Origin of the sequence: Spirosoma montaniterrae, from assembly GCF_001988955.1 — a bacterium.
In the GTDB taxonomy this organism is placed as follows: domain Bacteria; phylum Bacteroidota; class Bacteroidia; order Cytophagales; family Spirosomataceae; genus Spirosoma; species Spirosoma montaniterrae.
Map to the genome: position 1 here is coordinate 1,833,109 of NZ_CP014263.1, position 23,884 is coordinate 1,856,992.

At 54.8% G+C, this 23,884-nt stretch carries 18 protein-coding genes; 7 read left to right on the forward strand and 11 right to left on the reverse strand.

Annotation, left to right across the window (positions count from 1 at the left end):
* Positions 1 to 21 precede the first annotated feature (21 nt).
* Positions 22 to 588 carry a Crp/Fnr family transcriptional regulator gene (locus tag AWR27_RS08050; RefSeq protein ID WP_077130708.1) on the forward strand — a complete coding sequence of 189 codons (567 nt, stop codon included), beginning with the start codon at positions 22 to 24 and terminating at the stop codon, positions 586 to 588.
* Here AWR27_RS08050 and AWR27_RS08055 read toward each other — a convergent pair.
* Positions 578 to 1,177 carry an acyl carrier protein phosphodiesterase gene (locus AWR27_RS08055; protein ID WP_077130709.1) on the reverse strand — a complete coding sequence of 200 codons (600 nt, stop codon included), beginning with the start codon at positions 1,175 to 1,177 and terminating at the stop codon, positions 578 to 580. The two genes, AWR27_RS08050 and AWR27_RS08055, sit on opposite strands and share 11 nt — an antisense overlap.
* Positions 1,174 to 1,695, reverse strand: a complete 522-nt coding sequence (locus tag AWR27_RS08060) for a deoxycytidylate deaminase (protein ID WP_077130710.1) — start codon at positions 1,693 to 1,695, stop codon at positions 1,174 to 1,176. The genes AWR27_RS08055 and AWR27_RS08060 overlap by 4 nt, the downstream gene beginning before the upstream one ends.
* 260 nt (positions 1,696 to 1,955) lie before the next feature.
* On the opposite strand from AWR27_RS08060, the gene AWR27_RS08065 reads away from it, so the two are divergent.
* Positions 1,956 to 4,586: a TonB-dependent receptor gene (locus AWR27_RS08065; protein ID WP_077130711.1), complete on the forward strand. Its 2,631-nt coding sequence runs from the start codon at positions 1,956 to 1,958 to the stop codon at positions 4,584 to 4,586.
* A gap of 254 nt (positions 4,587 to 4,840) precedes the next feature.
* Positions 4,841 to 7,372: a DUF5686 and carboxypeptidase-like regulatory domain-containing protein gene (locus AWR27_RS08070; RefSeq protein WP_077130712.1), complete on the forward strand. Its 2,532-nt coding sequence runs from the start codon at positions 4,841 to 4,843 to the stop codon at positions 7,370 to 7,372.
* A gap of 135 nt (positions 7,373 to 7,507) precedes the next feature.
* Here the strand turns inward: AWR27_RS08070 and pgmB are convergent, their stop codons facing one another.
* Together pgmB and AWR27_RS08080 are read right to left on the reverse strand one after the other, a co-directional pair.
* Positions 7,508 to 8,170 carry a beta-phosphoglucomutase gene (gene pgmB / locus AWR27_RS08075; protein WP_077130713.1) on the reverse strand — a complete coding sequence of 221 codons (663 nt, stop codon included), beginning with the start codon at positions 8,168 to 8,170 and terminating at the stop codon, positions 7,508 to 7,510.
* 66 nt (positions 8,171 to 8,236) lie between these two features.
* Positions 8,237 to 9,364, reverse strand: coding sequence for a dioxygenase family protein (locus AWR27_RS08080; protein ID WP_077130714.1), 1,128 nt, complete (start codon positions 9,362 to 9,364; stop codon positions 8,237 to 8,239).
* A 180-nt stretch (positions 9,365 to 9,544) separates the two neighbouring features.
* Between AWR27_RS08080 and AWR27_RS08085 the strand changes: the two genes are divergently transcribed.
* Complete coding sequence (locus AWR27_RS08085) at positions 9,545 to 10,339, forward strand: LytR/AlgR family response regulator transcription factor (RefSeq protein ID WP_077130715.1); 795 nt, start codon at positions 9,545 to 9,547, stop codon at positions 10,337 to 10,339.
* A 51-nt stretch (positions 10,340 to 10,390) separates the two neighbouring features.
* On the opposite strand, the gene AWR27_RS08090 is transcribed toward AWR27_RS08085, so the two are convergent.
* Entirely contained in the window at positions 10,391 to 10,597 is a 207-nt protein-coding gene (locus AWR27_RS08090) for a hypothetical protein (protein ID WP_077130716.1), read from the reverse strand.
* A 22-nt stretch (positions 10,598 to 10,619) separates the two neighbouring features.
* Complete coding sequence (locus tag AWR27_RS25490) at positions 10,620 to 10,775, reverse strand: hypothetical protein (RefSeq protein WP_198045113.1); 156 nt, start codon at positions 10,773 to 10,775, stop codon at positions 10,620 to 10,622.
* A gap of 98 nt (positions 10,776 to 10,873) precedes the next feature.
* On the opposite strand from AWR27_RS25490, the gene AWR27_RS08095 reads away from it, so the two are divergent.
* Entirely contained in the window at positions 10,874 to 11,800 is a 927-nt protein-coding gene (locus tag AWR27_RS08095; RefSeq protein WP_232326007.1) for a formylglycine-generating enzyme family protein, read from the forward strand.
* Positions 11,801 to 11,840: 40 nt separating this feature from the next.
* Here AWR27_RS08095 and AWR27_RS08100 read toward each other — a convergent pair whose 3' ends face one another.
* From AWR27_RS08100 to AWR27_RS08120, 5 genes are all read right to left on the reverse strand, one after another.
* On the reverse strand, positions 11,841 to 13,364 hold the full coding sequence (locus tag AWR27_RS08100; protein WP_077130717.1) for a RagB/SusD family nutrient uptake outer membrane protein: 1,524 nt from the start codon (positions 13,362 to 13,364) through the stop codon (positions 11,841 to 11,843).
* A gap of 6 nt (positions 13,365 to 13,370) precedes the next feature.
* Positions 13,371 to 16,832, reverse strand: a complete 3,462-nt coding sequence (locus AWR27_RS08105; protein WP_083732785.1) for a SusC/RagA family TonB-linked outer membrane protein — start codon at positions 16,830 to 16,832, stop codon at positions 13,371 to 13,373.
* A 186-nt stretch (positions 16,833 to 17,018) separates the two neighbouring features.
* Positions 17,019 to 18,131, reverse strand: coding sequence for a FecR family protein (locus tag AWR27_RS08110; RefSeq protein ID WP_077130718.1), 1,113 nt, complete (start codon positions 18,129 to 18,131; stop codon positions 17,019 to 17,021).
* A 124-nt stretch (positions 18,132 to 18,255) separates the two neighbouring features.
* On the reverse strand, positions 18,256 to 18,870 hold the full coding sequence (locus tag AWR27_RS08115) for an RNA polymerase sigma factor (RefSeq protein WP_077130719.1): 615 nt from the start codon (positions 18,868 to 18,870) through the stop codon (positions 18,256 to 18,258).
* 212 nt (positions 18,871 to 19,082) lie between these two features.
* The gene (locus tag AWR27_RS08120) at positions 19,083 to 20,954 is read right to left on the reverse strand and encodes a glycoside hydrolase family 13 protein (protein ID WP_077133870.1); all 1,872 of its coding nucleotides are present in this window, start codon (positions 20,952 to 20,954) and stop codon (positions 19,083 to 19,085) included.
* A 110-nt stretch (positions 20,955 to 21,064) separates the two neighbouring features.
* Here AWR27_RS08120 and AWR27_RS08125 point away from each other — a divergent pair, with 110 nt between their 5' ends.
* A complete protein-coding gene (locus tag AWR27_RS08125; RefSeq protein ID WP_077130720.1) occupies positions 21,065 to 22,882 on the forward strand; it encodes an alpha-amylase family glycosyl hydrolase in 1,818 nt (605 codons plus the stop codon).
* Between the two features lie 61 nt (positions 22,883 to 22,943).
* Entirely contained in the window at positions 22,944 to 23,825 is an 882-nt protein-coding gene (locus AWR27_RS08130; protein ID WP_077130721.1) for an N-acetylmuramoyl-L-alanine amidase-like domain-containing protein, read from the forward strand.
* The last annotated feature ends 59 nt before the right edge of the window (positions 23,826 to 23,884 follow it).

The following is a 23,884-nucleotide window of genomic DNA, read 5'->3' on the forward strand; positions in this document are numbered from 1 at the left end:
TCCCTTCAAATTTTTTAAGAAATGACGCACCCGCTCCTCGCCTACTTCGCGCAATTCATTCCGCTATCGCCGGTAATCGAAGACGCCGTAGCAGCCAGTTTCATGCATCAGTCGCTGAAACGGGGCGATTATCTGCTGGAAGCCGGGCAAACGGCCAGCTACGCGCATTTCGTTGTGTCGGGGGCGTTGCGTGTGTTTACCCACACAGAACGGGCTGACATTACCATCTGGCTCGGCCTGGCCGGATCGATGGTGGTGTCGCTACCGAGTTTTATTGAGCGTAAACCCAGCCCTGAATGGATTCAGGCCATTGACGATACCCGCGTTTATTCGGTTCACTACAACGCGCTGCAACAACTCTACGACGCCCATCCCGAACTCGACCGGCTGGGGCGGTTGCTCATCGAACGTTACGCCATTCAGTTGCGTGAACATGGCTTTTCGCTCCGCTGCCATACCACCACCGAACGCTACGAAAACCTGCTTCGACAACGCCCTGAACTTTTCGAGCAGGTGCCACTTACCCACATCGCATCGTTTCTGGGCATGACCCCGCAAGCCATGAGTTTGGCGCGGGCTAAACGCTAAGCCGCTGCTTTACAGCCTCGATGTGCGCCACCAACGCCGGCCAGTAGTGCGCGAATCGGTCGCCAATGGCCGTATAATGCGTCTCCAAATCAATAATGGCCGTATCTAACCCCGATGCAAAGGCGGTTCGGCGCGACAATCCTTTCAGTGACCGGTCGATACCTTCGAGCGTTTGATAGTTGGTTAACCAGTTTTGCCGGATCATATAGTCGGCCATGTGGGTGGCTCCGGCGGGCAGGCGGTGCTGGTTTGTTTGCACAACGTCGTAAAAATACGGCACAAACTCAAGCAGCGAGTCAGTCGTAAAAAATTGGAAATCAGCCGCTAAGTAGTGATCAAAAAAAATATCGACGGCGGCACCGGCGTATTTGTGGCAGCGCGGGCGAAGGATGTCGCGGATGGCGGCTACGTCGGGATGGGCGTCGGTAAAGCTGTCGATGGCCCGATGGAGCCGAACGCCTGCCAGTTCGCCTGAAGTCAGGCCGTGGCGCGGGTGAGCCGGATCGCCTTTGATGAAATCGCCGATAAAGTTACCGATCATCAGCCCCTCGTCGCGGCCCGACAGCCAGGCGTGTGCCAGCAAATTCATGGCACCGTCGGCAGGGCCGCTTTTCGGGGAATGGGCGGTTCGGAGTGCAGCACAAAGCCATCGCTCGGCACGTAACGGTCTACTTTTACGCCAAAACGGCGCAAAAAATCAACACCTTCGTCGGAGCCAATGCCTTTGTATTCAGCGTAAGAATGGAGGTAGATGACATGGGCAATTTTCATGCTGTAGATAATCCGGGCGCAGGCAATGCAGGGCGACAGTGTTACGTAGATAGTAGCCCCCTCTATCTCCGAACCGTTTTTAGCTGCATACAAAATGGCATTTTCTTCGGCGTGCAGAGCCAGCGAACAGGAGCCTTTCGAATCGCGCGGGCAACCTACGCCGGGAAATTCGTCGTCGCAGTTGTGCGTACCGGCGGGTGGGCCGTTGTAGCCGATGCTAATGATGCGGGTGTCGCGGGTCAGTACGGCCCCCACCTGCGCCTTTATGCAGTGCGACCGTTTGGCCAGGTTAACGGCCAGTTCCATAAAAATATCGTCGAAGCGGGGGCGAGACATGTCTGAACCAGGATTAGCCAGGATTATCAAGATTAAACAAGATTGGGCTGGCGCGTCACAAAAATCCTGATTAATCTGGAAAATCAAGATAATCCTGGTTCAGAATCCTGTTTAATCTGGAAAATCCCGACTAATCCTGGTTCAGACATCCGGTTCAGACCGATTCGGCACCCAAAAACCGGCATTCAGCAAGATAAATTTCGTAGCCATAGCTGGTGGCGGCAACTTTGAACCATCAATTAGACGCATGGTCAACCACTATGAAATCGCTCCTACTTTCTATACTTATCGTCAGTGCAGCCAGCGCATTCGCTCAGGGTCCGGGTGGCCCCGGCGGGTTTGGTGCGCCGACGGACGAACGGTCCCGGCGTAACTCAGCCGTTGTCGATGCTGAGCCTACGCCACGCGGCAATGGCAAAATTTCGGGCGTTCTGATCGACTCCACCAGCCAGAAACCCGTCGAATTTGCCACGGTTGCCCTGCTTAATTCCCAAACCAACAAACCTATCGATGGTACTACCAGCGACGATAAGGGCAAGTTTAGCCTCACCAAACTCGCACCCGGTCAGTATCGGCTGCTGTATTCGTTTATTGGCTATAAAGACAAACGCTCGGCTCTCGTTACCATTGAAAAAGGCACCGAACTAAACGTCGGCTCGGTGACACTCGCGCCCGACGTGCGCACGCTCAGCGAAGTAAACGTAGTGGGTCAGGCGGCCATCATCGAAGAAAAAGTAGACCGTCTGGTGTACAACGCCGACAAAGATATTGCCGCCAAAGGGGGCGACGCCACCGAAATCATGCGAAAAGTACCGATGCTATCGGTCGACCTCGATGGCAACGTAAGTCTGCGCGGCAGCAGCAATGTAACGGTGCTGATCAACAATAAGCCCAGCACAATTATGGCGCAAAGTGTGGCCGATGCGTTGCGCCAGATTCCGGCTGATATGATTAAGACCGTAGAGGTAATTACCAGCCCATCAGCCAAATACGACGCCGAAGGCTCAGCCGGAATCATCAACATCGTCACCAAAAAAACAACGTTGCAGGGCATGACCCTCGACCTGAACACGGCTGCGGGCAACCGGGGGTCGATGCTGGGGCTGAACGGCAACTACCGCACTGGCAAGATGGGCTTTTCGCTCAGCGGGTTTGGCCGGGCCGAATACAACGTGCGGGGCGCGTTTGAAAACGAACAAACGACGGCCTCGCCCACGGGCAACGTTCGCACCCTGCAAACGGCCAGTACGCTCAACCAGCGGCTGCATGGCAACTACCAATTCGGCTGGGATTACGACATCGACAAAAATACCTCGCTCACGGCCAGCGTACGCTACGGGGCCAGAAATGGCATCATCAACCAGAGCAACCTGCTTACACAGACGTTTTTACCGACGAGCCTTTCGCCCCTGCTCAACAACCGGAACGTGAAAACCACCGACCTGTCGGGCACGGTCGATGCCAACGTGACGTACACGAAAATCTACAAGCCGCAGCAGGAATTCAGCATTCTGGCTCTGTACAGCCGCAATGACCGCACCAATGATTTCGTGGCCGACATTCTGGGCGGTACTGACTTCCAGACGATTACGGCCCGGCAGAAAAACCTCAACCCCAGCTACAACCAGGAATCGACCCTGCAAATCGACTATCAGACACCCATCGGCAAAAACCAGTTGATCGAGTTTGGCGGGAAGGGCATTCTCCGGCAGGTGAACAGCGAATTTCAGTACCTGACGGCCACGGGTGCCAACGGCCCGTTCGTGACCGACGACAGCCGCCCGGCCAATACGCTGAACTATGACCAGGAAATTGCGGCCACGTATTTTTCCTACACGCTGTCGACCAAACAAAAGTATACCATCAAGGCGGGTGCCCGCTACGAATACACATTCATCAATGCCCGCTTCTCCAACGAAGCCAACGGCCCGGCGGCTTCCATTCCGAACTACGGTGTATTTGTGCCAAGCATCAACGTGTCGAAAAATCTCGGTGGTGGCAAAATCGTCAAAGTAGCCTATAACCGACGGGTACAGCGTCCGGGCATTCAGTTTCTGAACCCTAACCTGAACGCAGCCAACCCCACCAACATCAGCGTTGGCAACCCGTACCTCGCCCCCGAACTGACCGATAATATTGAGTTGGGGACAAGTGCGAACATTAAAGGGCTGTATATCAACGCTTCACTCTTTGCCCGGCGCACCAACAACTCGATCACGGCAGTTCGCGACACGGCTACGCAGGCTTTTGGCGACGCAGCGAACCCGGTTTTACAGCAGGTCATTCGGACCACGTTTCAGAACGTAGGCCGCGAAGAGGCTGTGGGGCTAAACCTCTTCGCCAACGGCACACTGTTTTCAAAATGGCAGATTGGCGGGGGAGTCGACGTGTTCCGGGTCAGTTTGACCAATAATAATCCGAATCCGATTTATTCGGCTTCCAATTCGGGATGGGTAGTGGCCGGGCGTATGATGAGCAGCCTGACACTCAAAAAAGGCTGGGGCGTTCAGGCATTCGGGGGCATACGCGGGCGGCAGGTACAGTTGCAGGGCTATCAAACGCCGATGTATTTCTACAGCCTCGGCGTTCGGCACGATTTCAACCAGAAGAAAGGCAGCATCGGATTAGCCGCCGAAAACTTCTTCAACCACCCGTTTGTGCAAACCACCGAACTGCGCTCGCCCATTCTGAGCCAAAGCAGCCGCAACAGTTTCTATAATGCTGGTGTGCGGGTAACGTTCAGCTATAAAATTGGCAAAATGAGCTTCGACGCTCCGCAGAAAAGACGCAAGTCGATTGAAAACGACGACGTGAAAGGCGAAGGCGGTGGCGGCAACGATGGTCAGCAGCAGGCGGCCCCGTCGGGTGGCGGTGGACGGCCACGGTCATAAAACATGTATTAGATAGGTTGACGGGTAAACCCTTTCGCTTTGCGGGAGGGTTTCCTTTTATACTTGACAATCAGTTATCTATTGTTATCAGGCTGCAACGAATCCCGCCCTTTTCACGTACCGATAGTAAGAACGGGCTGGCAAATGGTCTCTTACGAGGAAGTTCTATTACTTTTTTTGGTTTACGATAAAGAGGTAAACCTAATTGACTACGTGCGGGTTACGTCAGCAATCACGGTAGGTTCAAAGGCTGCATGAAACACACGCTACGCCTTCTCTTTCTGGTTTCGGTATGGCTTCTGTACGCGTTGGCTCCGGCCTCGGCGCAGTCCGGCTATACCATTTCGGGCCGCGTGACCGATGCCGCTACGGGCGAAGGGCTTCCGTTCGCCAGCATTGCAGCGAAGGGCGTTACCACCGGCACCACCGCCGACGTGGAGGGGCGGTATACGCTCCGGCTCCGGCAACGGGCCGACTCGCTGCTGGTGCAAAGTCTGGGCTATCAGACAGGCCGCTACGCCATTGCTAACCAATCGAGCCAAACAATTAACGCCCGGCTGCTTTCAGCGGCAACGCGTTTGCAGGAAGTAAAAGTCTATGCCAAAGGGGGCGACCCGGCGTACCGCATCATGCGCGAAGCCATCCGGCGGAGCGATCAGTTTAACCCGGCCCGGATGCCCGCCTATCAGTACGACAGCTACACCAAGATTGAAGGTTATATCAATAATTTTTCGCAGAAACGCCGGAATCAGAAACGGCCCGGTCCGGTTGGGCGGCTGCTTGGCAAGCTGCCCGCCATTACCGACGAGAACGGGCAACCCGCAGTGCCGGTGTTTATTTCCGAAACGTTTTCGGCGTTTTTCGCCCGCACGAAGCCCGATAAAACCAAAGAGCAGGTGCTGAAATCGCACGTTACGGGGGTGGGCGTTAGCGATGGCGGGCTGATTGCACAGCTTACGGGCGCGTCGTTTCAGCAATATAATTTTTACCGCAACTCGCTGCTGATTTTGCAGAAAGACATTCCCTCGCCCGTTGGAGCGCAATGGGAAACGGTATATACGTTCCGGCTGAAAGATACGGTGCTGCTGGGCACAACTCCCTGCTACGAAATCGACTTCACACCCAAACGTGCCAGCGATCTGGCGTTTTCGGGTACGGTCTGGATCGATACGCTGCAACTGGGCCTGTCGCAAATCGACGCGCTGGTGGAGAAACGGGCCAATATCAATTTTGTAGACGAACTGCGAATCGAGCAGGAATGGGAGTTACTGGCATCGGGCGTCCGGTTTCCGACGCAGACGCGCGTTATGATCGACTCCGATGAACCAACGCCCCGTGCGCCCGGCGTGCTGGTCCGGTTTCTGACGTCGGCCAGCAATGTGGCGAAAACCGAACCCAAGGAAGTCGGCTTTTACAACCCATCCATCGAACTCGCCGACGATTACCGAAAAACCGATTCCACGTTCTGGCAGCGGGTTCGGCCCGCGTCGCTGGGAGCCAGCGAGTGGCAGGCCATGCGCGTCGTTGATTCGGTGCGTAACGTGCCGTTTATGAAAGTGGCCGGGGAAGTTATCAGGCTGGGCGTGCTGGGCTACAAGCCGCTGGGCAAACTGAATGTCGATCTGGGGCCGCTCTTGTATTCGTATGCCAACAACAACATAGAGGGTCATCGGTTTCGGCTGGGGCTACGTACCAACACCGGTTTCAGCCGCAAATGGCTGCTGAGTGGCTACGTGGCTTACGGTACGCTGGACCGGCAGCTAAAGTACAGTGCCAGTGCCGAATACATTCTGAACCGCAAACCCTGGACGGTCATCGGCGTTCGGCGCAGCCACGACCTCGAACGGGTGGGCATTTCGGCAGATAACATCGGCGGCAACTCGTTTTTCGCGGCCTATTCGCGTTTCGGCACCATCCGGCGACCCTATTTTCAGGATGAACGACTGGTGTATTTCCAGCGCGAGTTGGGCCGGGGTTTTACGCAAACGCTGGCACTCCGCAACCGCAGCTTCGACCCACTGTTCTCATTTGCGTACCTCCCTCCCGCTGGTGATATCGACCAGACGATTCGCAGCGCGTATAAGCTGACGGAATTTATTTCCGAAACCCGATTCGCTCCTGACGAGGTGATGTTACAGAACGACAACGTACGCGTTAGTGCCGGAGCCGTTCGGAAACCCATTTATACGTTTCGCTACGCCGTCGGGCTGCGGCACGTGCTGGGTAGCGATTTCACCTACCACCGCCTGTCGGCCAGCATGAAACATTCATTCCGAATGGGCGTGCTGGGCCGGACCTATTACACGCTGAACGCGGGTATCATTCCATCGACGGTGCCCTACCCGCTGCTGTACACTCCCCTCGGCAACGAATCGTCGTTCTACGTCGGCAACGCGTTCAACATGATGAACTTCTTCGAGTTCGTCTGCGACCGCTGGGCAACGGTGCAGGTCGAACACAACTTTAACGGGCTGTTGTTCAACCGAATACCGCTGTTGCGTAGGCTGAAATGGCGCGAACTCGTCACGGGGAAAGTGCTGGAGGGCAACGTATCGACCAGCAACATGGCTCTGATTCCGGCTACCAACGCAACCGGGCAGGCTGTTGACGGTTTCCAGTCGCTGAGTCGCGTCCCTTACGTGGAAGTGGGGTATGGCATCGATAACATTTTTAAAGTCCTGCGCGTCGATGCCATCCACCGCTTGACCTACCGCAACAACATCAGCCCGGCAGGTATTCCCGTCACGCCGTTTGCCATTAAAGTATCAGGTTGGCTGGCGTTTTAGGTTAGAAGGGTAAAGAGGGTTGGAAGGGGGTAAGGGGTAAGGTTGGAAAGGTCATTGGTATTAGTAAAACCTCTTCACCTTTACCCCTTCTAACCTTACCCCTTTACCCCTTACACCCTTCTAACCTTATACCTTTTACCCTTCCCCCTGAAATCTCGCCAGCACCTCGTCTACGGTCAGGGTTTCGAGCGACGGGGCTACCAGATCGGCCTGCGTCAGCACGTCGGGTGAGCCGAGGCCCACAACGTACATACCACCCCGTTTGCCCGCTTCTACGCCCGCTACGGCATCTTCAAACACCACGCACTCGGCTGGGCTAACCTCAAGTTCGGCAGCACCTTTGGTGAACACCTCCGGATCAGGTTTGCCTTTGCTGATTTTATTGCCGTCGATGATGGCGTCGAATACATTGTTCATACCAATGCGTTCCAGAATCAGCGGGGCGTTTTTACTAACCGAACCAAGTGCCGTTTGCAAACCGGCTTTGCGCACCTGCGAAAAGAAATTCGGTACGCCGGGCAAAATATCGTCGGAGGTCATGCGACTCACCAATTCGAGATACCACTCATTTTTCTGGGTTGCCAGTTCAGTTTTCCGGGCCTCCGACAGGGTCAGGCCACCGTGGGCCAGGATGATATCGAGCGAATCGGTTCGGCTAACCCCTTTCAGCCGCTCGTTGAATTCTTCCGAAATATCGAATCCCAACTCGTTTGCCAGCCGACGCCAGGCTTGATAATGATAAATGGCCGTGTCGACGATTACGCCGTCGAGATCAAACAGAAACGCCTTAATGGGCATAATTACTCGTTTTTCAGGTTATACGAGTGGCAAAAATACGGGTTTGGTTCGGCTTTCCGGCAGCCTTCATAAATCAGCTATTAACTGGTTTAGCTGAGTCGTAGTTACGGTTGTTCCAACTATCTTGCCAATCACCCGGCGTTGCCTGAAGGCCAGCACGGTTGTTATAGCGTCGGGGTGAATGTTGTAAAGAAAAGTGCTGGCTTTATCGTTTGGCCCCGGCACGTACAGCACCGATACATCGCGCAAACCGGCCTGCAAGGCGAAAGCTTTAAGTTTTGGTTTTATCATCGGCAGAAGCGTTCGGTCAGAATTCGTGTAGATAATAAAAGCTTTAAATGCCTGCGCCCCACGTTGCCGACTTACCTGCTCCAACCGTCGGGCGTTTTGAAGGGCCTGCTCGGAGGTCAAATCCGACGTCCAGACCATTAGCCCCTGCCGCTTTCCGTAAGCACACATCGGGCAGGTGCGTTTATCCTGGTCAGGCCCCCAAACGTGCTGCGGATCGAAAGCTGGGCAATCATCGCCCACGCGTAGGCCCGACTGGTCCGGTACTCTGTCGAACTGTGGCAGCAACACAATATCACGCTGCCCCACCAGCAGACCATCTTTGTGCAGGAGTGCGACACCGCCGTAGCGCAGAAAACCTTCCGTTTGCTCAACCTTATACCAATACGAATCGGTCACGAGCGGATCGTTTTGAAACACAAAATCGCTTAGGTAATAACAGCTACGTTGTGAAGGCGCATTTACGTAGAAATGAATATGCGCCGGAATGTTTTGGCCCGGATAGGCTCCGGGCCTGATGGTATTGATTTCGTAGCGGCCCCGGTCGTCAGTGCGGAGCCAGCCCCGGCAGTATCCGTGCCACCACGCATGACTGGTGCGGGGTTCGGTGCCAAGTTTGGCGTAGTAACCCTGCGCATTGGTATGGTAAAAATATATGGCTGTGTTTGAAGAAGGCGTTTTACCATCCGATTCGTAGACTGTACCTGAAATGCGCAGGGGTTGGCCTTTGGCCGAATCGGGAGCTAGCCGGGTTTGCCAATGACGGGATTTTGTTTCGTCGAACACGCAGCAGTCGCAGGTGGGCGGATCGTTGGTACGAGCCACAGATGAAGCAACGTTAGCCGGTTGCGTGGCTGATTGACAGGCCATCAGCACCAGAAGCAGAAGCAGAGCGGGTGAAAACATGTGATTTGACGTTTTTCGCAAATCAGCTTTTTATTACCAACTCAGGCAAAAAAAGTAGAGCAACGACGCTGAAAATAGATGAACCGTTCGGGGTCATTGGTCGATTCTCGCGGTTGTTCATCGATTTTGTTACCCGATTCAGTCAGACCTCTGTAATTTTAACCGACTTACACTCAAGCCATGCAACTGACTTATTCTGCGTTTAAACGACCTGTGTTTTCGGCCATGTGGCTACTCTGGATTGCCATTACGGTGCTGTTTCTATATGAACGCACGTACCTGATTCAAAAAGCCGGATTGCCGTACTTTGTGCAATGTGCGGTGATACGGGTGGGTCTATTGTTGCTTCTCTGCCAAATTCACCTACGGGTGCTGGTTGCTGGTTTTCTGGCTCATCGGCGGTTTCTGGCATATGGCGTACTAACGGCCCTGAGCATCGTGGCTTATCTGCTACTGCAAGGGGCGTATGATCGTTATTTGTTTGGGTTTGTTATCGGCGATCAGCAGAGGCAGGGCTGGCTATCCAATACCCCCTACAACACCGTGTCTACTATATGGTATCTATTAATCACCTACCTCATTCAGCGCGGAATGACTCTGGCAGTTCGACCCCAAATTACCACGCCCCCACCTACAGTTTCATCTGATATAGTCTTAGATGCTTTCAACATTAAAACTGGTACTACTCACGTTAGGCTTCCGTTTGCCGCCGTTACTTATGCAAAAGGGTTAAAAGACTATACGCTGATTCATACAGAAACCAACCGGTACGTTATGAAAGGTTCTATTGGCAAAATTGCCGATGTCTTACCAGCCGATCAGTTTGTACGGATACACAAGTCCTACATCATTGCCCAGTGTTTTATTGACGGCGTTACCCGACAACGTGTGATTGTAGCCGGTAAATCTATCCCGGTTGGCCGGGCTTACGCCAACAAATTGCAACAATTAGGATTTACCGGACGAAAGTTTTGAGCATAGTTGTCTGACATTTTCGGGTCAGACAACGCCAGCCTGAAAGAAACGTTAATAGGCCGAAATCTCGCCGTTGGTCCTGATCGTTAGTTCGTCGTCAAATGGAATAACTCGCACACTGGTATCCCGTGCATTAGGATAGTCGCGCAGAAATCGTTGCCGGGCGGCTTCCTCATCGCTGTTGAGATACGCTTTTCGGAAAGGCTTAGCCGAAACGGAGCCGTATCCCGTGATGATGAGTAAGGTGTTGGTAGCCATGATGGAGATAATGGTTAGACATTTATTTCTTGCCTTTCTTTGCCTGGGGAAATGAATCGGGGGGCGTCAGGGCCGACTCTTTCTGTGCATACTTGGGCAGATTAGGTTGTCCGGCAATTTTAGCGGGCTTAGTGGCCTCTTTCTTCGCGTTCTTATTTTTCTTATCCTGATTAGCCATAGGTTTTATATTGATAACACCGCTGGCGTGAAAACGCTTTAATTAGTTTTGGCTGATTCGCTGCTTGATAAACATACATTCGCATACGTTAAGCTATTATGTCTCTCCATCCGGTACAATCCATATTATTCGCAAGCCTGTTGAGCCTGCTGCTGTGCTGCACTGGCAGCTCTGAAACCAGTACCAACCAAACAGACGTACTTCTGACGCCAACGGTTACGTATTTGGTCAATCATCCATCGAAGCTAACACCGTTAACCAGCTTACAGTCAACCAATTCAAAGAACGCTATTTTTGTACCGGGTGGCGAAACAGAGATCGGTGCCGCCGACGGCCTGGACCAGGAAAAGCCGATGTTCTGGGTGCGGGTGAAACCGTTCTGGATGGATCAGCATCCGGTTACGGTGGCCGAATTTCGGGCGTTTGTGCAGGCTGCGAATTACAAAACCCAGGCCGAAATTTTTGGCGACGGTGGCACATTTGACGAAGCTACCAAGGAGTGGACGCTGACCAAAGGAGCCTGCTGGCATCACCCGCAAGGCCCCAACCAGCCAGCCGCACCCGATAATCACCCCGTTACGCAGGTATCGTGGAACGATGCCACGGCCTACGCCACCTGGGCGGGCAAACGGCTACCAACCGAGATGGAGTGGGAACATGCCGCCCGCAATGCCCGCAACACCCGCTCGATATATCCGTTCGGCAACTCGCTTGAGCGAAATGGCAAAGCCCTTGCCAACACCTGGAATGGCCGCTTCCCCGACTACAATGCCAATACCGACGGGTTTAAAAACACCTCGCCCGTGGGCTACTTTGGAAAAACGCCCCTCGGTCTCGCCGACATGACCGGCAACGTCTGGGAATGGTGCGCCAACTGGAAGTTCAACTACGCCGATATAGCGAACGGATTGCCCCAAAACGGACAGGAACGAGCCATGCGGGGTGGCTCGTTCCTGTGTGAACCGGGCTGGTGCCACGGCTACCGGGTGTCGGGGCGGTCGTTCAGCACCCCGAAACCGCGCTGATGCACGTTGGCTTTCGGTGCGTAAAAGACCTTTGACCCGGTTACTGCGAATAGCCCGGATTTTGGCTGATGGCGGTATTCTGGCGCAGTTCATCGAGCGGAATCGGCAACAGCAGCCGGTTATCGTCGGGCAGTTTGTTGCCCAGCAGTACCTTAGCCGTACCGGGCGTTTGCCGGTTATAGCGCAGAATATCGAACCAGCGTTTGCCGCCTTCAAAAAATAGTTCGATGCGTCGTTCCCGGCGCACGGCCTCGCGAAAAGCCGCCTGATTAGGCGTATTGGCAGGGGTAAGGTCGGGCAGCAGCACCCGACGCCGAACCTGATTTATAGCCTCAAACGCCTGGGCATTGCCATACGCTGCTTCGTTGAGGGCTTCGGCTTTGAACAACAGAATTTCGGCCAGCCGGAATATGTGGTAATTGTCGGGGTTGGGCGTACCGAAAATCCCGTATACGTTGTTGTAGCGGCCATCGAAGTAAAACTCGCGGTATTTAGTGGCATAGCGCACGGTTGGGCTGGCAATACCCACGCTCGTAACTTTGCGGATGCTGTCGGCCTGTTGCGCGGGCGTGGCTCCCTGGTCGGGGTAGATGAAATTAGACAATTCGGGCGAGACACCGAAAAAAGGCGGAAACCCGTCGAGAAAGAAAAACATCTGCCCGCCGGTAGCATCGGAGCCGGGAATGGCCTGGACTTCCATAATGCTCTCAACCGTATTCTGATACACCGACAAATCACGGTTGAACGTAGTGCGCGGCCCCCGGAAATTCGTCCGAAAATCGGGCGTGAGCTGATACAGGCCGCTGTTGATAATCAGGTCGGCTTTCTCCACAACGCGGGTGTAGTTGCGCTGCGTCAACGCCACGTCGGCCTGCAACGCCCGCACCGATGCCAGCGTAAACCGCCCCTTGCTCTCGATTACCGGCACCGACAGCGTGAGGCCCTGCGTGGGCAAAACCGGGTAACTGGCGGGCACACTCGCTTCGGCAGCGTTGAGGTCTTCGTTGATCTGAGCATAGAGTTGCTCTTCGGTGGCGCGGGCTACGGCATTTCCCGACGAGGTGGCCGAAGTTGGGTATCGGAGAATCAGCGGCACACCCCCATACAACCGCACTAAGTGGTAGTACGTGAAGGCCCGTAACGCCCGCAACTCGCCCAGAATCTGGGCTTTTCGGCTACCAATAAACAGGTTGTCGGGCATGGCGGTGATGCGTTCCAGCCCTAAATTGATATTCGCCAGCAGGAAGTACGACCGTTGCCAGATGCTGCGGACACCCCCATCGTCGGGGCGCATGAGCGTGCGGTCGTCGAAAGCATCCGGCCCCGACCGAATCGGGATGATATCGTCGGACGAGCGATTGCCCGCAAACATGATATCGGTATAAAACCCGGCATTGACGAACAGCCGCGAGTAGCAGCCAATGAGCAGCGTTTCGGCGTCGTTGGCTGTCTGGAAATAACGGGGCAGGTCGATTTCGCTGGCGGGTGGTTTGTCGAGTACGCGTTCGCAACTCAACAGCATCAACGCCCAGCCACATAGCAAATAGGTGAAAATGAATTTCATGGTGTCTTAAAAGTTTATATTGAGTCCGGCCAGAAACGTGCGTGTTTGCGGGAATGAGCCATTATCGACCCCAATCAGCAGGTTGTTGTTCAGGCGGGCACCCAGCCCCCCTACCGTACTTTGCTGCGTTTGGGTGCTGCCGCCGAAATTGGCACTCACTTCAGGATCGTAGCCTTTGTAGTTCGTGAAGGTGAGCAGATTGTTGGCCGTCACGTATACGCGCACCGAACTCATTTTCAACTTATTAGTCAGTTTTCCAGGAATTGTATAGCCGAAATTCAGGTTTTTGAGCCGTAGAAACGACCCATCTTCCACGTAGCGCGTGGAGGCATAGCCGAGGTTGGCGCGGGCTGCTGCCGCATCATACGACACCCGGTGCTGCGCCGTTACATCGCCCACCTGCCGCCAGCGGGTGAGTGCCTCCGTCGAGCTATTATTGAACGAGCCAACGGTGCCGTTAAACGTCAGTTCTTCGATAATCTGGCGGGTGGTGTTGTAGATTTTGTTGCCATACGACCACTGGAAAAATATACTCAGGTCGAAGCCAGCGTAGTTGAACGTGTTTGTAATACCGCCAAAATGCACCGGTAACGGGCTACCGGCATTAATCAGGTCGCGGTCGTCAAAAATGGGCGTACCATCGTTGCCCCGGTCGTTATTGATATTCCGGCGTACCACAAAACCCGTGGCCGGGTCAACGTTGGGTTCGCGGTCAAATACGGCGAAATACATGCCGCTGCCCACCTGAAACGTATTGGCCCCCGCCCGAATGGGCAGCGAATCGGCCAGCGTCAGCACCTTGTTTTCAATAAAGGCGATGTTAAAATTAGTTTCCCATTTGAACTTGCCAGTCGTGTTGCGGGTGGTCAGGGCCAGTTCGAGGCCCCGGTTCTGCATCCGCCCCACGTTGCTGAACACGCTGCCAAAACCCGAACTCAGCGGCAGTGCCACGCTCAGCAGCATATCGCGCGACTGCTTGTTGAACCAGTCGGCAGTAAACTGAATCCGGTTGCTGAGCAACGATACGTCCAGACCAATGTCGGTTTGCAGATTGCTCTCCCACGACAGACTGGGGTTTGCCAGCCGGGCCACCGAGCCACCCAGCCGCCCGAGGTAGTTGTTGTCGCCACCGCCAAGAGCAAACGTCCCGCGCCACTGCGAATTCGGAATTTCCTGATTCCCCGTCACACCCACACTGGCCCGAATTTTCATCTCGCTAATCCAGGGAACACCCTTCAGAAAAGCTTCTTCCGACAGGCGATAACCGACCGAACCGGACGGAAAAAAGCCGTATTGCCGGTCGGGTCCGAAGCGCGACGACCCATCGACGCGGGCGTTGGCCGTGAGCAGAAATTTATCCCGGAACGAATAGTTGACCCGCCCGAAGTACGACAGAATCCCCCACCCCTGTACGTCGTTGAAGGGGTTGACGTTGAACTGCGATGCCCCGTTGAGCGTACTGACCAACGGCGTAGTGAAGTTGCTGCCCTGCGCCGTGAGGTAGTTGCTGTTGTTGTTCTGTATGCTGAAACCCGCCAGCGCATCGAGCGTATGCTCTTTGGCAAACCGGGTGGCATAGCTCAGGTAGTTCTCGTTCAGAAACGACCGGCTGGTGCTGTTGCTGTAAATGGCCGTGCCGCCCGGTCGGCCCGCATTGGGGTCGGGTGGGAAGAAGAAATCTTCGTTAAACGCCGAAAAATCGCCCCCGACATTGCTGCGGAATTTCAAGCCTTTGAGAATGTCCCACTCGGCATATACATTGCCGATAAAGCGCAGGTCGCGCCCCAGCAGCCGCGAGTTCAGGGCCAGTTGAACGGGGTTATTGCCGCCAGCCAGCGAATCGCGCCCAAATGAACCATCGGCGTTATAAACCGGAAAGGCCGGGCTTGCCACCAATGCCGACGAAATAATGTTGGGGCCGAAGGCTACGTTGCCCACGTCCTGCACGTTCGCCCCGCCACTGTTGCGTTGCCGGTTGGTGATCGATGAGGCTCCCGTCAGCGAAACGCCAACTTTCACTTTCTGGCTCAGCCGGTGGTCGATGTTGGCCCGAAAGCTGCCCCGGCTAAATCCCGAATTGATGATAACGCCCTGCTGATTGAAATAACCTGCCGAAATCAGAAACTGCGTCTTCTCATCGCCCCCTGTCACGGATAAGTTCACGCTGTTGAGCGGTGCCGTCCGAAAAATCTCGCGCTGCCAGTCGGTGTTCTGCGTGGGCGTGGTGGTAAACCGGGGCGGACGCCCGGCGTATTGGCTCCCTTCGTTCACCAGTTCGGCAAACTGCCGGGCATTGAGCATCGGGTAGAAGTTATTGAAGTTCTGAAGACCCGTGAAGGTGTTCAGGCTCACGCGGGTTTTGCCGGTTTTGCCGCGTTTGGTTGTAATCAGCACTACCCCGTTGGCGGCTCGTGCGCCGTAAATAGCAGTGGCCGAGGCATCTTTCAGAATCTCCATGCTCTCAATGTCGGCAGGATTGATACTGGCTAAACCGTTTGCCAGATCATTACCACCGGCAGCCGAGCCGTTGAGGGTATTGTTGATCGGTACGCCATCGACCACGTAAAGCGGGTCGTTGCCGCCGTAAATGGAGCCTGTGCCACGCACCCGAATCTGAACCGCACCGCCCGGTGCTCCGCTGTTGTTAACGACCTGCACGCCCGCAGCCCGGCCCTGCAACGCCTGGTCGAGGCTTACGACCGGGACTTTTTCGATGTCCCGCGCCGTTACGGTCGAGATGGCTCCGGTCAGGTCGCGCCGTTGCTGCGTGCCATAGCCAACTACCACCACTTCGCTCAGATTGCCCACCTGCGGCTGGAGCGACACGCTGATTTGCGTGCGGTTGCCAATGGCTACTTCCTGCGTGATGTAGCCAACCGAACTGATAACCAGCGTACCTCGCGTGGCATTGTCGGGTATTCGAAGCGTGAACTCGCCATTGGCGTTGGTACTGGTGCCAACCGACGTTCCTTTCAGCAGGATGGTGGCACCCGGCAACGGCGTATTGTTTTCGTCGAGTATCTGGCCTGATACCGCCACGTCGGCCACGGCTTCCGCCAAATTATCGGCGGGAAGTGCTGGCCCATCCAGCCCCGACTGGTCGGGGCGTTGTCGGCTGATAACGATCTGACGGCCAACCACGTCGTACCGAAGCTGCCGGGGTAGCAGCAGTTGATCGAGCAGCGCACCCAGCGTTTCGTTGGAGGCCGACAGCGACAGGCGCGGATTGTCGCCAATTACTTTGGCCTGATACATGAAACTGATTTGCGCCGTTTTTTCGATGCGCTGCAAAACCGACCGCATCCGTTCGTTATCGACGCGCAGCGTAATGCGCTGACTCAGAATTTCCTGTGCATTGCCATCTCGGGCAAAAGCAATGCTACTGAGCAGAAGTGTAAATAAAGCCTGTACCAGCGAGAAGCGCATAAGTTGGTAAAGGAACGAGCGATTGTACACCCATTTTTCCATAAATTGGGCTGTTTTTGAGGTTTAGACGACTTTGAAAACGAGTATGTACTCCGCCAGACCTGCCAGGGTCGACGCGGAGGTGCCCGATTGGGCCGGAGAGCCGGATGTATGCCAGTACGTCCGGTTTCTTTTTGTTAAGGTGCTTTGTGTTTTCCGGTGATAGGGGTTTAGGGTTAATGAACTGAACTACTGGCAACCTCCGCCTGTGAGTACAATGCGTCCGTCGGTTACGGCGTAGGTAGCCCCCACGCTTTTACAGAGCAGACTAATTTGTTCCAGCAGCGGTTCGTCGTACAGGCGGGCGGTCAGCAGGCACTCGCGCAGGGCGATTTCGTCGTACACAATCTCGATACCATACGAATCTTCCAGCTTTTGCAGAATCTGGCTCAGCGGCACGTCCGTGTACACCGTACCGGCATGAACCACGTCTGGATTCAGCAAGACCGGCTTGGGCACTATCGACTTCACCAGCGTTTCTTCGGGCGTGAGTACCACCTGCTGGTTGGGCGTCAGTATGATGCCATCGACCAGATTAGTGAAAAGCGAGGCTGCATTTTTGGCGCGGGTGCTGGCAAAGACCGACACCCGCCCCGTGCGCACCTGCACCGTAACGTCGGGAACGTTGTCGTAGGCTTTGATGCGAAAGCTGGTGCCCAGCACTTTCGTTACTATGCCGTGGGCATACACCTGAAAAGGCCGGGCCGGGTCTTTGACAACCTCAAAAAAGGCTTCGCCCGACAGGTACACGGTTCGGTTTTTTTGCTGTGCCAGAGTCGGCTCGTAGCTGATTTTACTGTTTGGCGACAGCGTTACCACGCTACCGTCGGGCAGTGCGATTCGGCGGGGCTGCCGGGCTGGATTCTGCTGTTCAACGGGTTTAGCGTCGCCAATGTGGTCCAATACCTGCTCGTAGCTGATTCGCTGCGACCTGCCGGTATCGGTTGGTTGCAACTGGTTGTAGGCCAGCCAGCCCAGCCCGCACACCAGCACTATTGCTGCCGCTGCGGCCCATCCACGCCAGCCCCCCAGCCGACGCACTACCGGCTGCCGAAACCGGGCAGCACGAGCCAGTTTGATACGGGCAACCCGGTCGACCCGCTCGGCTTCGGGCAAATCGTCGAACTCTGTCCAGATAGCCAGCAACCACTCGCGGGCCTGTTGCACGGTTTCATTTTTCTCCGGATGTGTCCGAAGCCAGCCCTCCCAGAACGCCGACGCATCGGCCCGGCCCGCTACCCAGTCGCGAAACGAGGGGTCGTGCATGAAATCGTGCGCGTCGAACTGCTGGTAATCCTTCATTATCAGTATGTGCGTTAGAGCCGTTTGCCGTAAGGGACAAAAGCAACGATACCATACTGTATTTTTCTTGAAAAAATTATTTCTATTTGACGAAATCGAGCATGCTCTGCGTCACGAACTCAGATCACGAGAGCCACCAGCGCAGGGCAATTGCCCATAGTGCAAGACCCGAACTGATGCCCCACAGGCTACGCAGCCGTTGCAGGGCGGTATGCAGCAGATTCGCCACTGACTGCTGCTGGAGGTGCATCAGCTCGGCTACTTGTTTATTGCTCAGGTTGGCGTAGAATTTCAGGTAGATAGCCTCCTGCTGGCGGGCAGGCAACGTAGTCAGTAACCCTTTCAGACGCAGCCCGTTATAGCGTATGGTTTCTTCGCTGATGAGCCAGTCTTCGGCGGGCGTTTCCTGCAAATGTTCCGTAGTGATCTCGTTCAGTTCCTGATGTGTTCGTTCGTGCTGTTTCTCGCGAATCAGTTTATTACGAAAGGCCCGTAGCAGATAGAACGATACGTTATCAAGCGTCGCGTTTAGCCGTTGCCGCCCGTCCCACAAGTCCAGAAACAGATCATGCACACAATCATGGCTTCGCTCCCGGTCAATCCCGAAGCGAAGCCCATAATTGAATAAAATGTGGTAGTGAGCATCCAGCAGCGTTCCCCATGCCGTTACGCTGCCTTCGAGGAACTGGGTCCACAGCAGAAGATCATCGTGGGCGTTGCGGGAAGTCAGCCGGGCCATTAGCAGCTACGAGAGAGTGAGAACGTTGATAACGTATAAAAAGCTAAATTTTAACCAAAATGTTGCTTATCTCCGCAACTTGTAGCTGGTAGCTGTTCGGGACATAAGTCCCGAACTCATTAACAGCGGACATCCGTCCGCATACATTACTTGTTTAGGCGGATGCATATCCGCTGCTATTAGGTTCGGGACTTATGTCCCGAATAGCTACCTTACCGCAGTTCCAGCACTACTGCCGTTTTAGCCGGTAATTTAATCAGTTTCAGATCGCTGACCGTGGCGTCGGTCAGCACGTTACGGGCCGAGGTGTACCCGCTCATACGCTCGGCAAAACGGGCCGTATCGAGCGAAATTTCTTTGTCGCTTGTGTTCGTGGCAACCATCACGGTCTTTTTACCATCGTAACGAAAATACACATAGGTGCCGTCCTGCGGTAGAAACTGCATCAATTTGCCCGTATGCATTACCGGATTGTCGCGCCGGTAGGTGGCTAACTTCCGCACGAACAGATGCGCGTCGTTTTCGCGGTCGGTGCGTCCGGCGGCTTCAAACTTGTTCTCCTTATCGCCGGGGAACCCGCCGGGAAAATCGCGCCGGACTTCCGCATCGGACGGATTTTTGAAATTCTTCATCAGAATTTCGGTACCATAATACATGCTGGGAATGCCGCGCGTTGTCAGCAGCCACGTCATTCCGATTTTGTACTTGTCGAAATCCTCGCCAATCACCGACAGGTAACGGTCGGTATCGTGGTTGTCTAAGAACGTCACAAGTTTGTTGGGGTCGGCGTAGACGGCATCCTGCGCCAGAGCCTGATAGAATTTATTTACGCCATCGTCCCAGCTAAAATTGGTTTTCAGCGCGTCGAGCATAGCCTGATACACCACAAAATCCAACGCACCGGGCTGGTTCGACTTGAACGGAAAATCAATCTTGTTTCGTGTATAATACGCCTGATCGACAACATTGTTGACCCACGATTCGCCGAAGATGTGAATGGCGGGATACTGCTCCAGCAGGGCCGCGTTGCATCGGTTCATAAACGGCTGATCGTTATACATGTACGTATCCACCCGCCACGCATCGACACCAAACTCCTCGACGCTCCAGATGGCGTGCTGAATCAGGAAATTCGACACAAACGGGTTACTCTGATTCAGGTCGGGCAGAAACGGTACAAACCAGCCGTCGAGGGTTACGCGCCGGTCGCTTTCGGCCCCGTGCGGGTCGGTAATGGGCTGGTATTTGTACGATGTGTTGGTATACGTCGGCCACTGATGGAGCCAGCTTTTCATGGGCATGTCTTTCAAAAACCAGTGATTGATGCCGCAGTGATTATAGACCGCATCCTGCACCACCTTGATGCCTGCCGCGTGGGCTTTCCGAACAAACTCTTTGTAGGCTGCATTGCCACCCATTCGCCTGTCAACGGCATAATGATCGGTGAAGCCGTAGCCATGATAGGCCGAGCGCATGTTGCCGCCTTCGTTGGTCAGGGGCTGGTTGTTTTCCAGCACGGGCGTAAACCAGATGGCCGTAACGCCGAGGTCTTTCAGGTAATTGAGCCGCTCGCCAGCCCCGGCCAGATCGCCCCCGTGCCGGTAAAACGGATTGTTGCGGTCGGCGTTGGGGTCGGCCATGTCGGCAAATTTGTCGTTGCTTTCGTCGCCGTTGGCGAAGCGGTCGGGCATGGCAAGGTAGATAAAGTCGGCGGCTGACACGCCCTGCCCTTTGGGGCTGTTATCGCGGGCTTTCAGCTCAAACGTCTGGGTCAGGGTCTGACTGCCGCGTTTGCCCGTAAACCGCAGCGTACCGGGTTTGGCCGAGGGCGAAATAACTAAATCCAGAAAGGCGTAATTCGGATTTTCGACGGTATGCGTTTTTGCCAGCCGAACGCCGGGGTAGCTGAGCGTATAGGTCAGCGAACCGGCATTTGGGCCGTAAATCATCAGTTGCAGGTTAGGGTTTTTCATACCTGTCCACCAGTGCGTTGGGTTTACGCGCTGAATAGAGGCTGGTTGTGCCAGCACCGGCAGACTCATCAGCAGGGTGCAGAGCGCAGGAAGCAGTAATCGCTTTAGCATAGATCGGTTGGTTTCAATTCGGCAAAAATAACCCAAGTTTTTCGGCAAAAAAGAACATAGTTTTGCGAACCCATTTTTAGCGCATACCGTAACAAACGACCCGCAACGCTATGAACACCACATCGGCCATGCCTGTGATGAATAAACTCATCATCTATCAGATTTTCACCCGGCTGTTTGGCAACCAGAATACAACCAACGCCCTCAACGGTTCACGCGGGGAGAATGGCGTTGGCACGTTCAACGATATCAACGACGCGGCTTTGCGGGCCATTCGGCAGTTTGGGGCTACGCACGTCTGGTATACAGGCATACTCGAACACGCTACCGAAACCAATTATTCAGCCTTCGGTATCCGGCCCGACGACCCGTCGGTTGTGAAAGGCCGCGCCGGGTCGCCCTATGCAGTAAAAGACTACTACGACGTTGACCCCGACTTAGCCGTTGACGTGCCAAAGCGCATGGCCGAGTTTGACGCACTTATTCGGCGAACGCACGCGCACAAACTGAAGGTTATCATCGACTTCGTGCCCAACCACGTCGCCCGCCAATACCACTCCGACGCCAAACCAGACGGCGTTGCTGACCTCGGCGAATACGACGACACGACCGTCAACTTCGCACCCAACAACAATTTTTATTACCTGCCCGGCGAAACGTTTGTGTCGCCAAACCCCACCGAAACGTCGGACCGCCCCGGCCCCTCCCCAGAAGGGAGGGGAGCAACCCATTCGGAGCATTCACCCCTCCCTTCTGGGGAGGGGCCGGGGCGGTCCGACGTTTCGGTGGGGTTTGGCTTTCACGAACACCCTGCTAAAGTGACCGGCTCCGGCTCTATTACGGCCTCACCCGACGTGAACGACTGGTATGAGACAGTGAAACTGAACTACGGGCTGAACATCTTCGACGGTAGCCAGCATTTTAACCCCGTTCCGGCAACTTGGCAGCAAATGCTCGATATTCTGCTGTTCTGGGCTAAAAAAGGCGTCGACGGGTTCCGCTGCGACATGGCTTATTATGTGCCCATCGAATTCTGGCAGTGGGCTGTGTATCAGGTTAAAAAGGCATATCCGAAGGTTCTTTTCATTGCTGAAATCTACGACCCCGGACTGTACCGACCGTTTATTTTTCAGGGTGGATTTGATTACCTCTACGATAAAGTGGGCCTCTACGACGCCGTGCGGGCACTTACCGAAGGCCACGGCTCCTGCTATGATCTTACGCGCGTGTGGCAGCAACAGTCGGGCGATTATGCCCAGCATATGCTCCGGTTCATGGAAACCCATGACGAACAGCGGATTGCATCGCGCTTTTTTGCCAGCGACCCCTGGGCGGCTGTGCCGGGCATGACACTATCAGCCACCATGCACACGGGTCCGTTTCTGCTCTATTTCGGGCAGGAAGTTGGGGTTCGGGCCGACGGTGCGTCGGGCTTCAGTGGCGACGATGGGCGCACGACCATTTTCGATTACTGGGGCATTACCGAATGGCAGGGCTACCTGAACAAAGGCCGCTACGACGGAGCAGGACTAAGCGACGATCAGCAGCGGCTGCGGGCGTTTTACCACCAGCTCAATCACCTCGTCAGCGGTTCCGACGCTGTTCAGAACGGCTATTTTTATGACCTCCAATGGGCCAACGACAACGGCCAAAGCCCCGGCTATGATGCCCACCGGATTTACAGTTACCTGCGCTACACCGAACGGCAAAAACTACTGATTGTCTGCAATTTCTCGAATGAACGCACCTATGAAACTACGGTTCGGATTCCAAATCATGCGTTTGAAACGCTGAATCTGAATTCGGCACGAACGTATCGCTTTATCGACATTTTTCTGACCGATACACAGGTAGAAGCCGTTGGACGTGAGGGTGTTCCGCTACTGCTGCCGCCCCGCGCCGTTCGCGTGTTCGAAATTAAAGCGTAAGTTTGTGGTACTTTCTGGCTGGTAATGCGTCAGAATCGTTTATTAACCCATTCGCTGTACTATGACGAAACGTTTTACGGTTTTTTTTCTGTCACTTGTTTCGCATCTGTCTTTAGCGCAGGACCTCGCATCGATCGATCTGCATCCGTTCTATAGTGCGGGTGAAAAAACTCCCGGCAAAACCGCCGTGTCGATTGGCAGGCAACTACTGGCGAAGCCCTACGTGCCGCATACGCTCGACGTAAACCCGACGGAACAGTTGGTCGTCAATCTGCGCGAATTCGATTGTACTACGTATTTGGAAACGGTATTGGCCCTAACCCTCGCAAACCACGAATTACGGGGCAAAACCAACGCAACCGCCCTGTTTGAAGCAACGTTTCGGCGGCTGCTCACCCAGTTACGCTACCGAAATGGCAAAATCGACGGCTATGCCAGCCGGTTGCACTACTTCTCTGACTGGCTATACGACAATGAACGGAAGGGACTGCTGACCGATATTACCCGCGAATTGCCGGGCAGTATGTCGGTAGCCAAACCCGTGACGTACATGACCACCGCCACCTGGAAGTACCCCGCCCTGCGCGACCCGGCAGTGCTGAAACAGATGGCCCTCACCGAAGCGGCTCTGAGTCAGCAGTCGTTCGCGTTTGTGCCGAAGAAGCATGTCCGGCAGGCCGAAGCCGCCCTGCGCGAAGGCGACATTATTATGCTGACAGCCGCCCGGCCCGGTCTCGACATGAAACACGTTGGTCTTGCCGTGCGCCAGCCTAACGGGCGGATGCACCTGCTACATGCCTCGTCGGAGCAGGGTCAGGTAGTGATTACCCCCTACCCGATCAGCGATTATATACTGAACAACAGGCGATTGTCGGGCATTCGGGTAGCCCGGCTGCGAGACGCTACCACTGGGCTGGCAACGGCGTTTACGAAGGCTGACTGATGTAGGCAGAACAAAAAATATCGGATAATTTTAACAAAGTCAGTTAAAATTATCCGATA

Excerpts from the sequence above, each read along its gene's own strand:
- AWR27_RS08050 (WP_077130708.1), top strand. The coding sequence starts at position 22 with ATGACGCACCCGCTCCTCGCCTACTTCGCGCAATTCATTCCGCTATCG.
- AWR27_RS08055 (WP_077130709.1), bottom strand. The coding sequence starts at position 1,177 with ATGAATTTGCTGGCACACGCCTGGCTGTCGGGCCGCGACGAGGGGCTG.
- AWR27_RS08060 (WP_077130710.1), bottom strand. The coding sequence starts at position 1,695 with ATGTCTCGCCCCCGCTTCGACGATATTTTTATGGAACTGGCCGTTAAC.
- AWR27_RS08065 (WP_077130711.1), top strand. The coding sequence starts at position 1,956 with ATGAAATCGCTCCTACTTTCTATACTTATCGTCAGTGCAGCCAGCGCA.
- AWR27_RS08070 (WP_077130712.1), top strand. The coding sequence starts at position 4,841 with ATGAAACACACGCTACGCCTTCTCTTTCTGGTTTCGGTATGGCTTCTG.
- pgmB (WP_077130713.1), bottom strand. The coding sequence starts at position 8,170 with ATGCCCATTAAGGCGTTTCTGTTTGATCTCGACGGCGTAATCGTCGAC.
- AWR27_RS08080 (WP_077130714.1), bottom strand. The coding sequence starts at position 9,364 with ATGTTTTCACCCGCTCTGCTTCTGCTTCTGGTGCTGATGGCCTGTCAA.
- AWR27_RS08085 (WP_077130715.1), top strand. The coding sequence starts at position 9,545 with ATGCAACTGACTTATTCTGCGTTTAAACGACCTGTGTTTTCGGCCATG.
- AWR27_RS08090 (WP_077130716.1), bottom strand. The coding sequence starts at position 10,597 with ATGGCTACCAACACCTTACTCATCATCACGGGATACGGCTCCGTTTCG.
- AWR27_RS25490 (WP_198045113.1), bottom strand. The coding sequence starts at position 10,775 with ATGGCTAATCAGGATAAGAAAAATAAGAACGCGAAGAAAGAGGCCACT.
- AWR27_RS08095 (WP_232326007.1), top strand. The coding sequence starts at position 10,874 with ATGTCTCTCCATCCGGTACAATCCATATTATTCGCAAGCCTGTTGAGC.
- AWR27_RS08100 (WP_077130717.1), bottom strand. The coding sequence starts at position 13,364 with ATGAAATTCATTTTCACCTATTTGCTATGTGGCTGGGCGTTGATGCTG.
- AWR27_RS08105 (WP_083732785.1), bottom strand. The coding sequence starts at position 16,832 with ATGGAAAAATGGGTGTACAATCGCTCGTTCCTTTACCAACTTATGCGC.
- AWR27_RS08110 (WP_077130718.1), bottom strand. The coding sequence starts at position 18,131 with ATGAAGGATTACCAGCAGTTCGACGCGCACGATTTCATGCACGACCCC.
- AWR27_RS08115 (WP_077130719.1), bottom strand. The coding sequence starts at position 18,870 with ATGGCCCGGCTGACTTCCCGCAACGCCCACGATGATCTTCTGCTGTGG.
- AWR27_RS08120 (WP_077133870.1), bottom strand. The coding sequence starts at position 20,954 with ATGCTAAAGCGATTACTGCTTCCTGCGCTCTGCACCCTGCTGATGAGT.
- AWR27_RS08125 (WP_077130720.1), top strand. The coding sequence starts at position 21,065 with ATGAACACCACATCGGCCATGCCTGTGATGAATAAACTCATCATCTAT.
- AWR27_RS08130 (WP_077130721.1), top strand. The coding sequence starts at position 22,944 with ATGACGAAACGTTTTACGGTTTTTTTTCTGTCACTTGTTTCGCATCTG.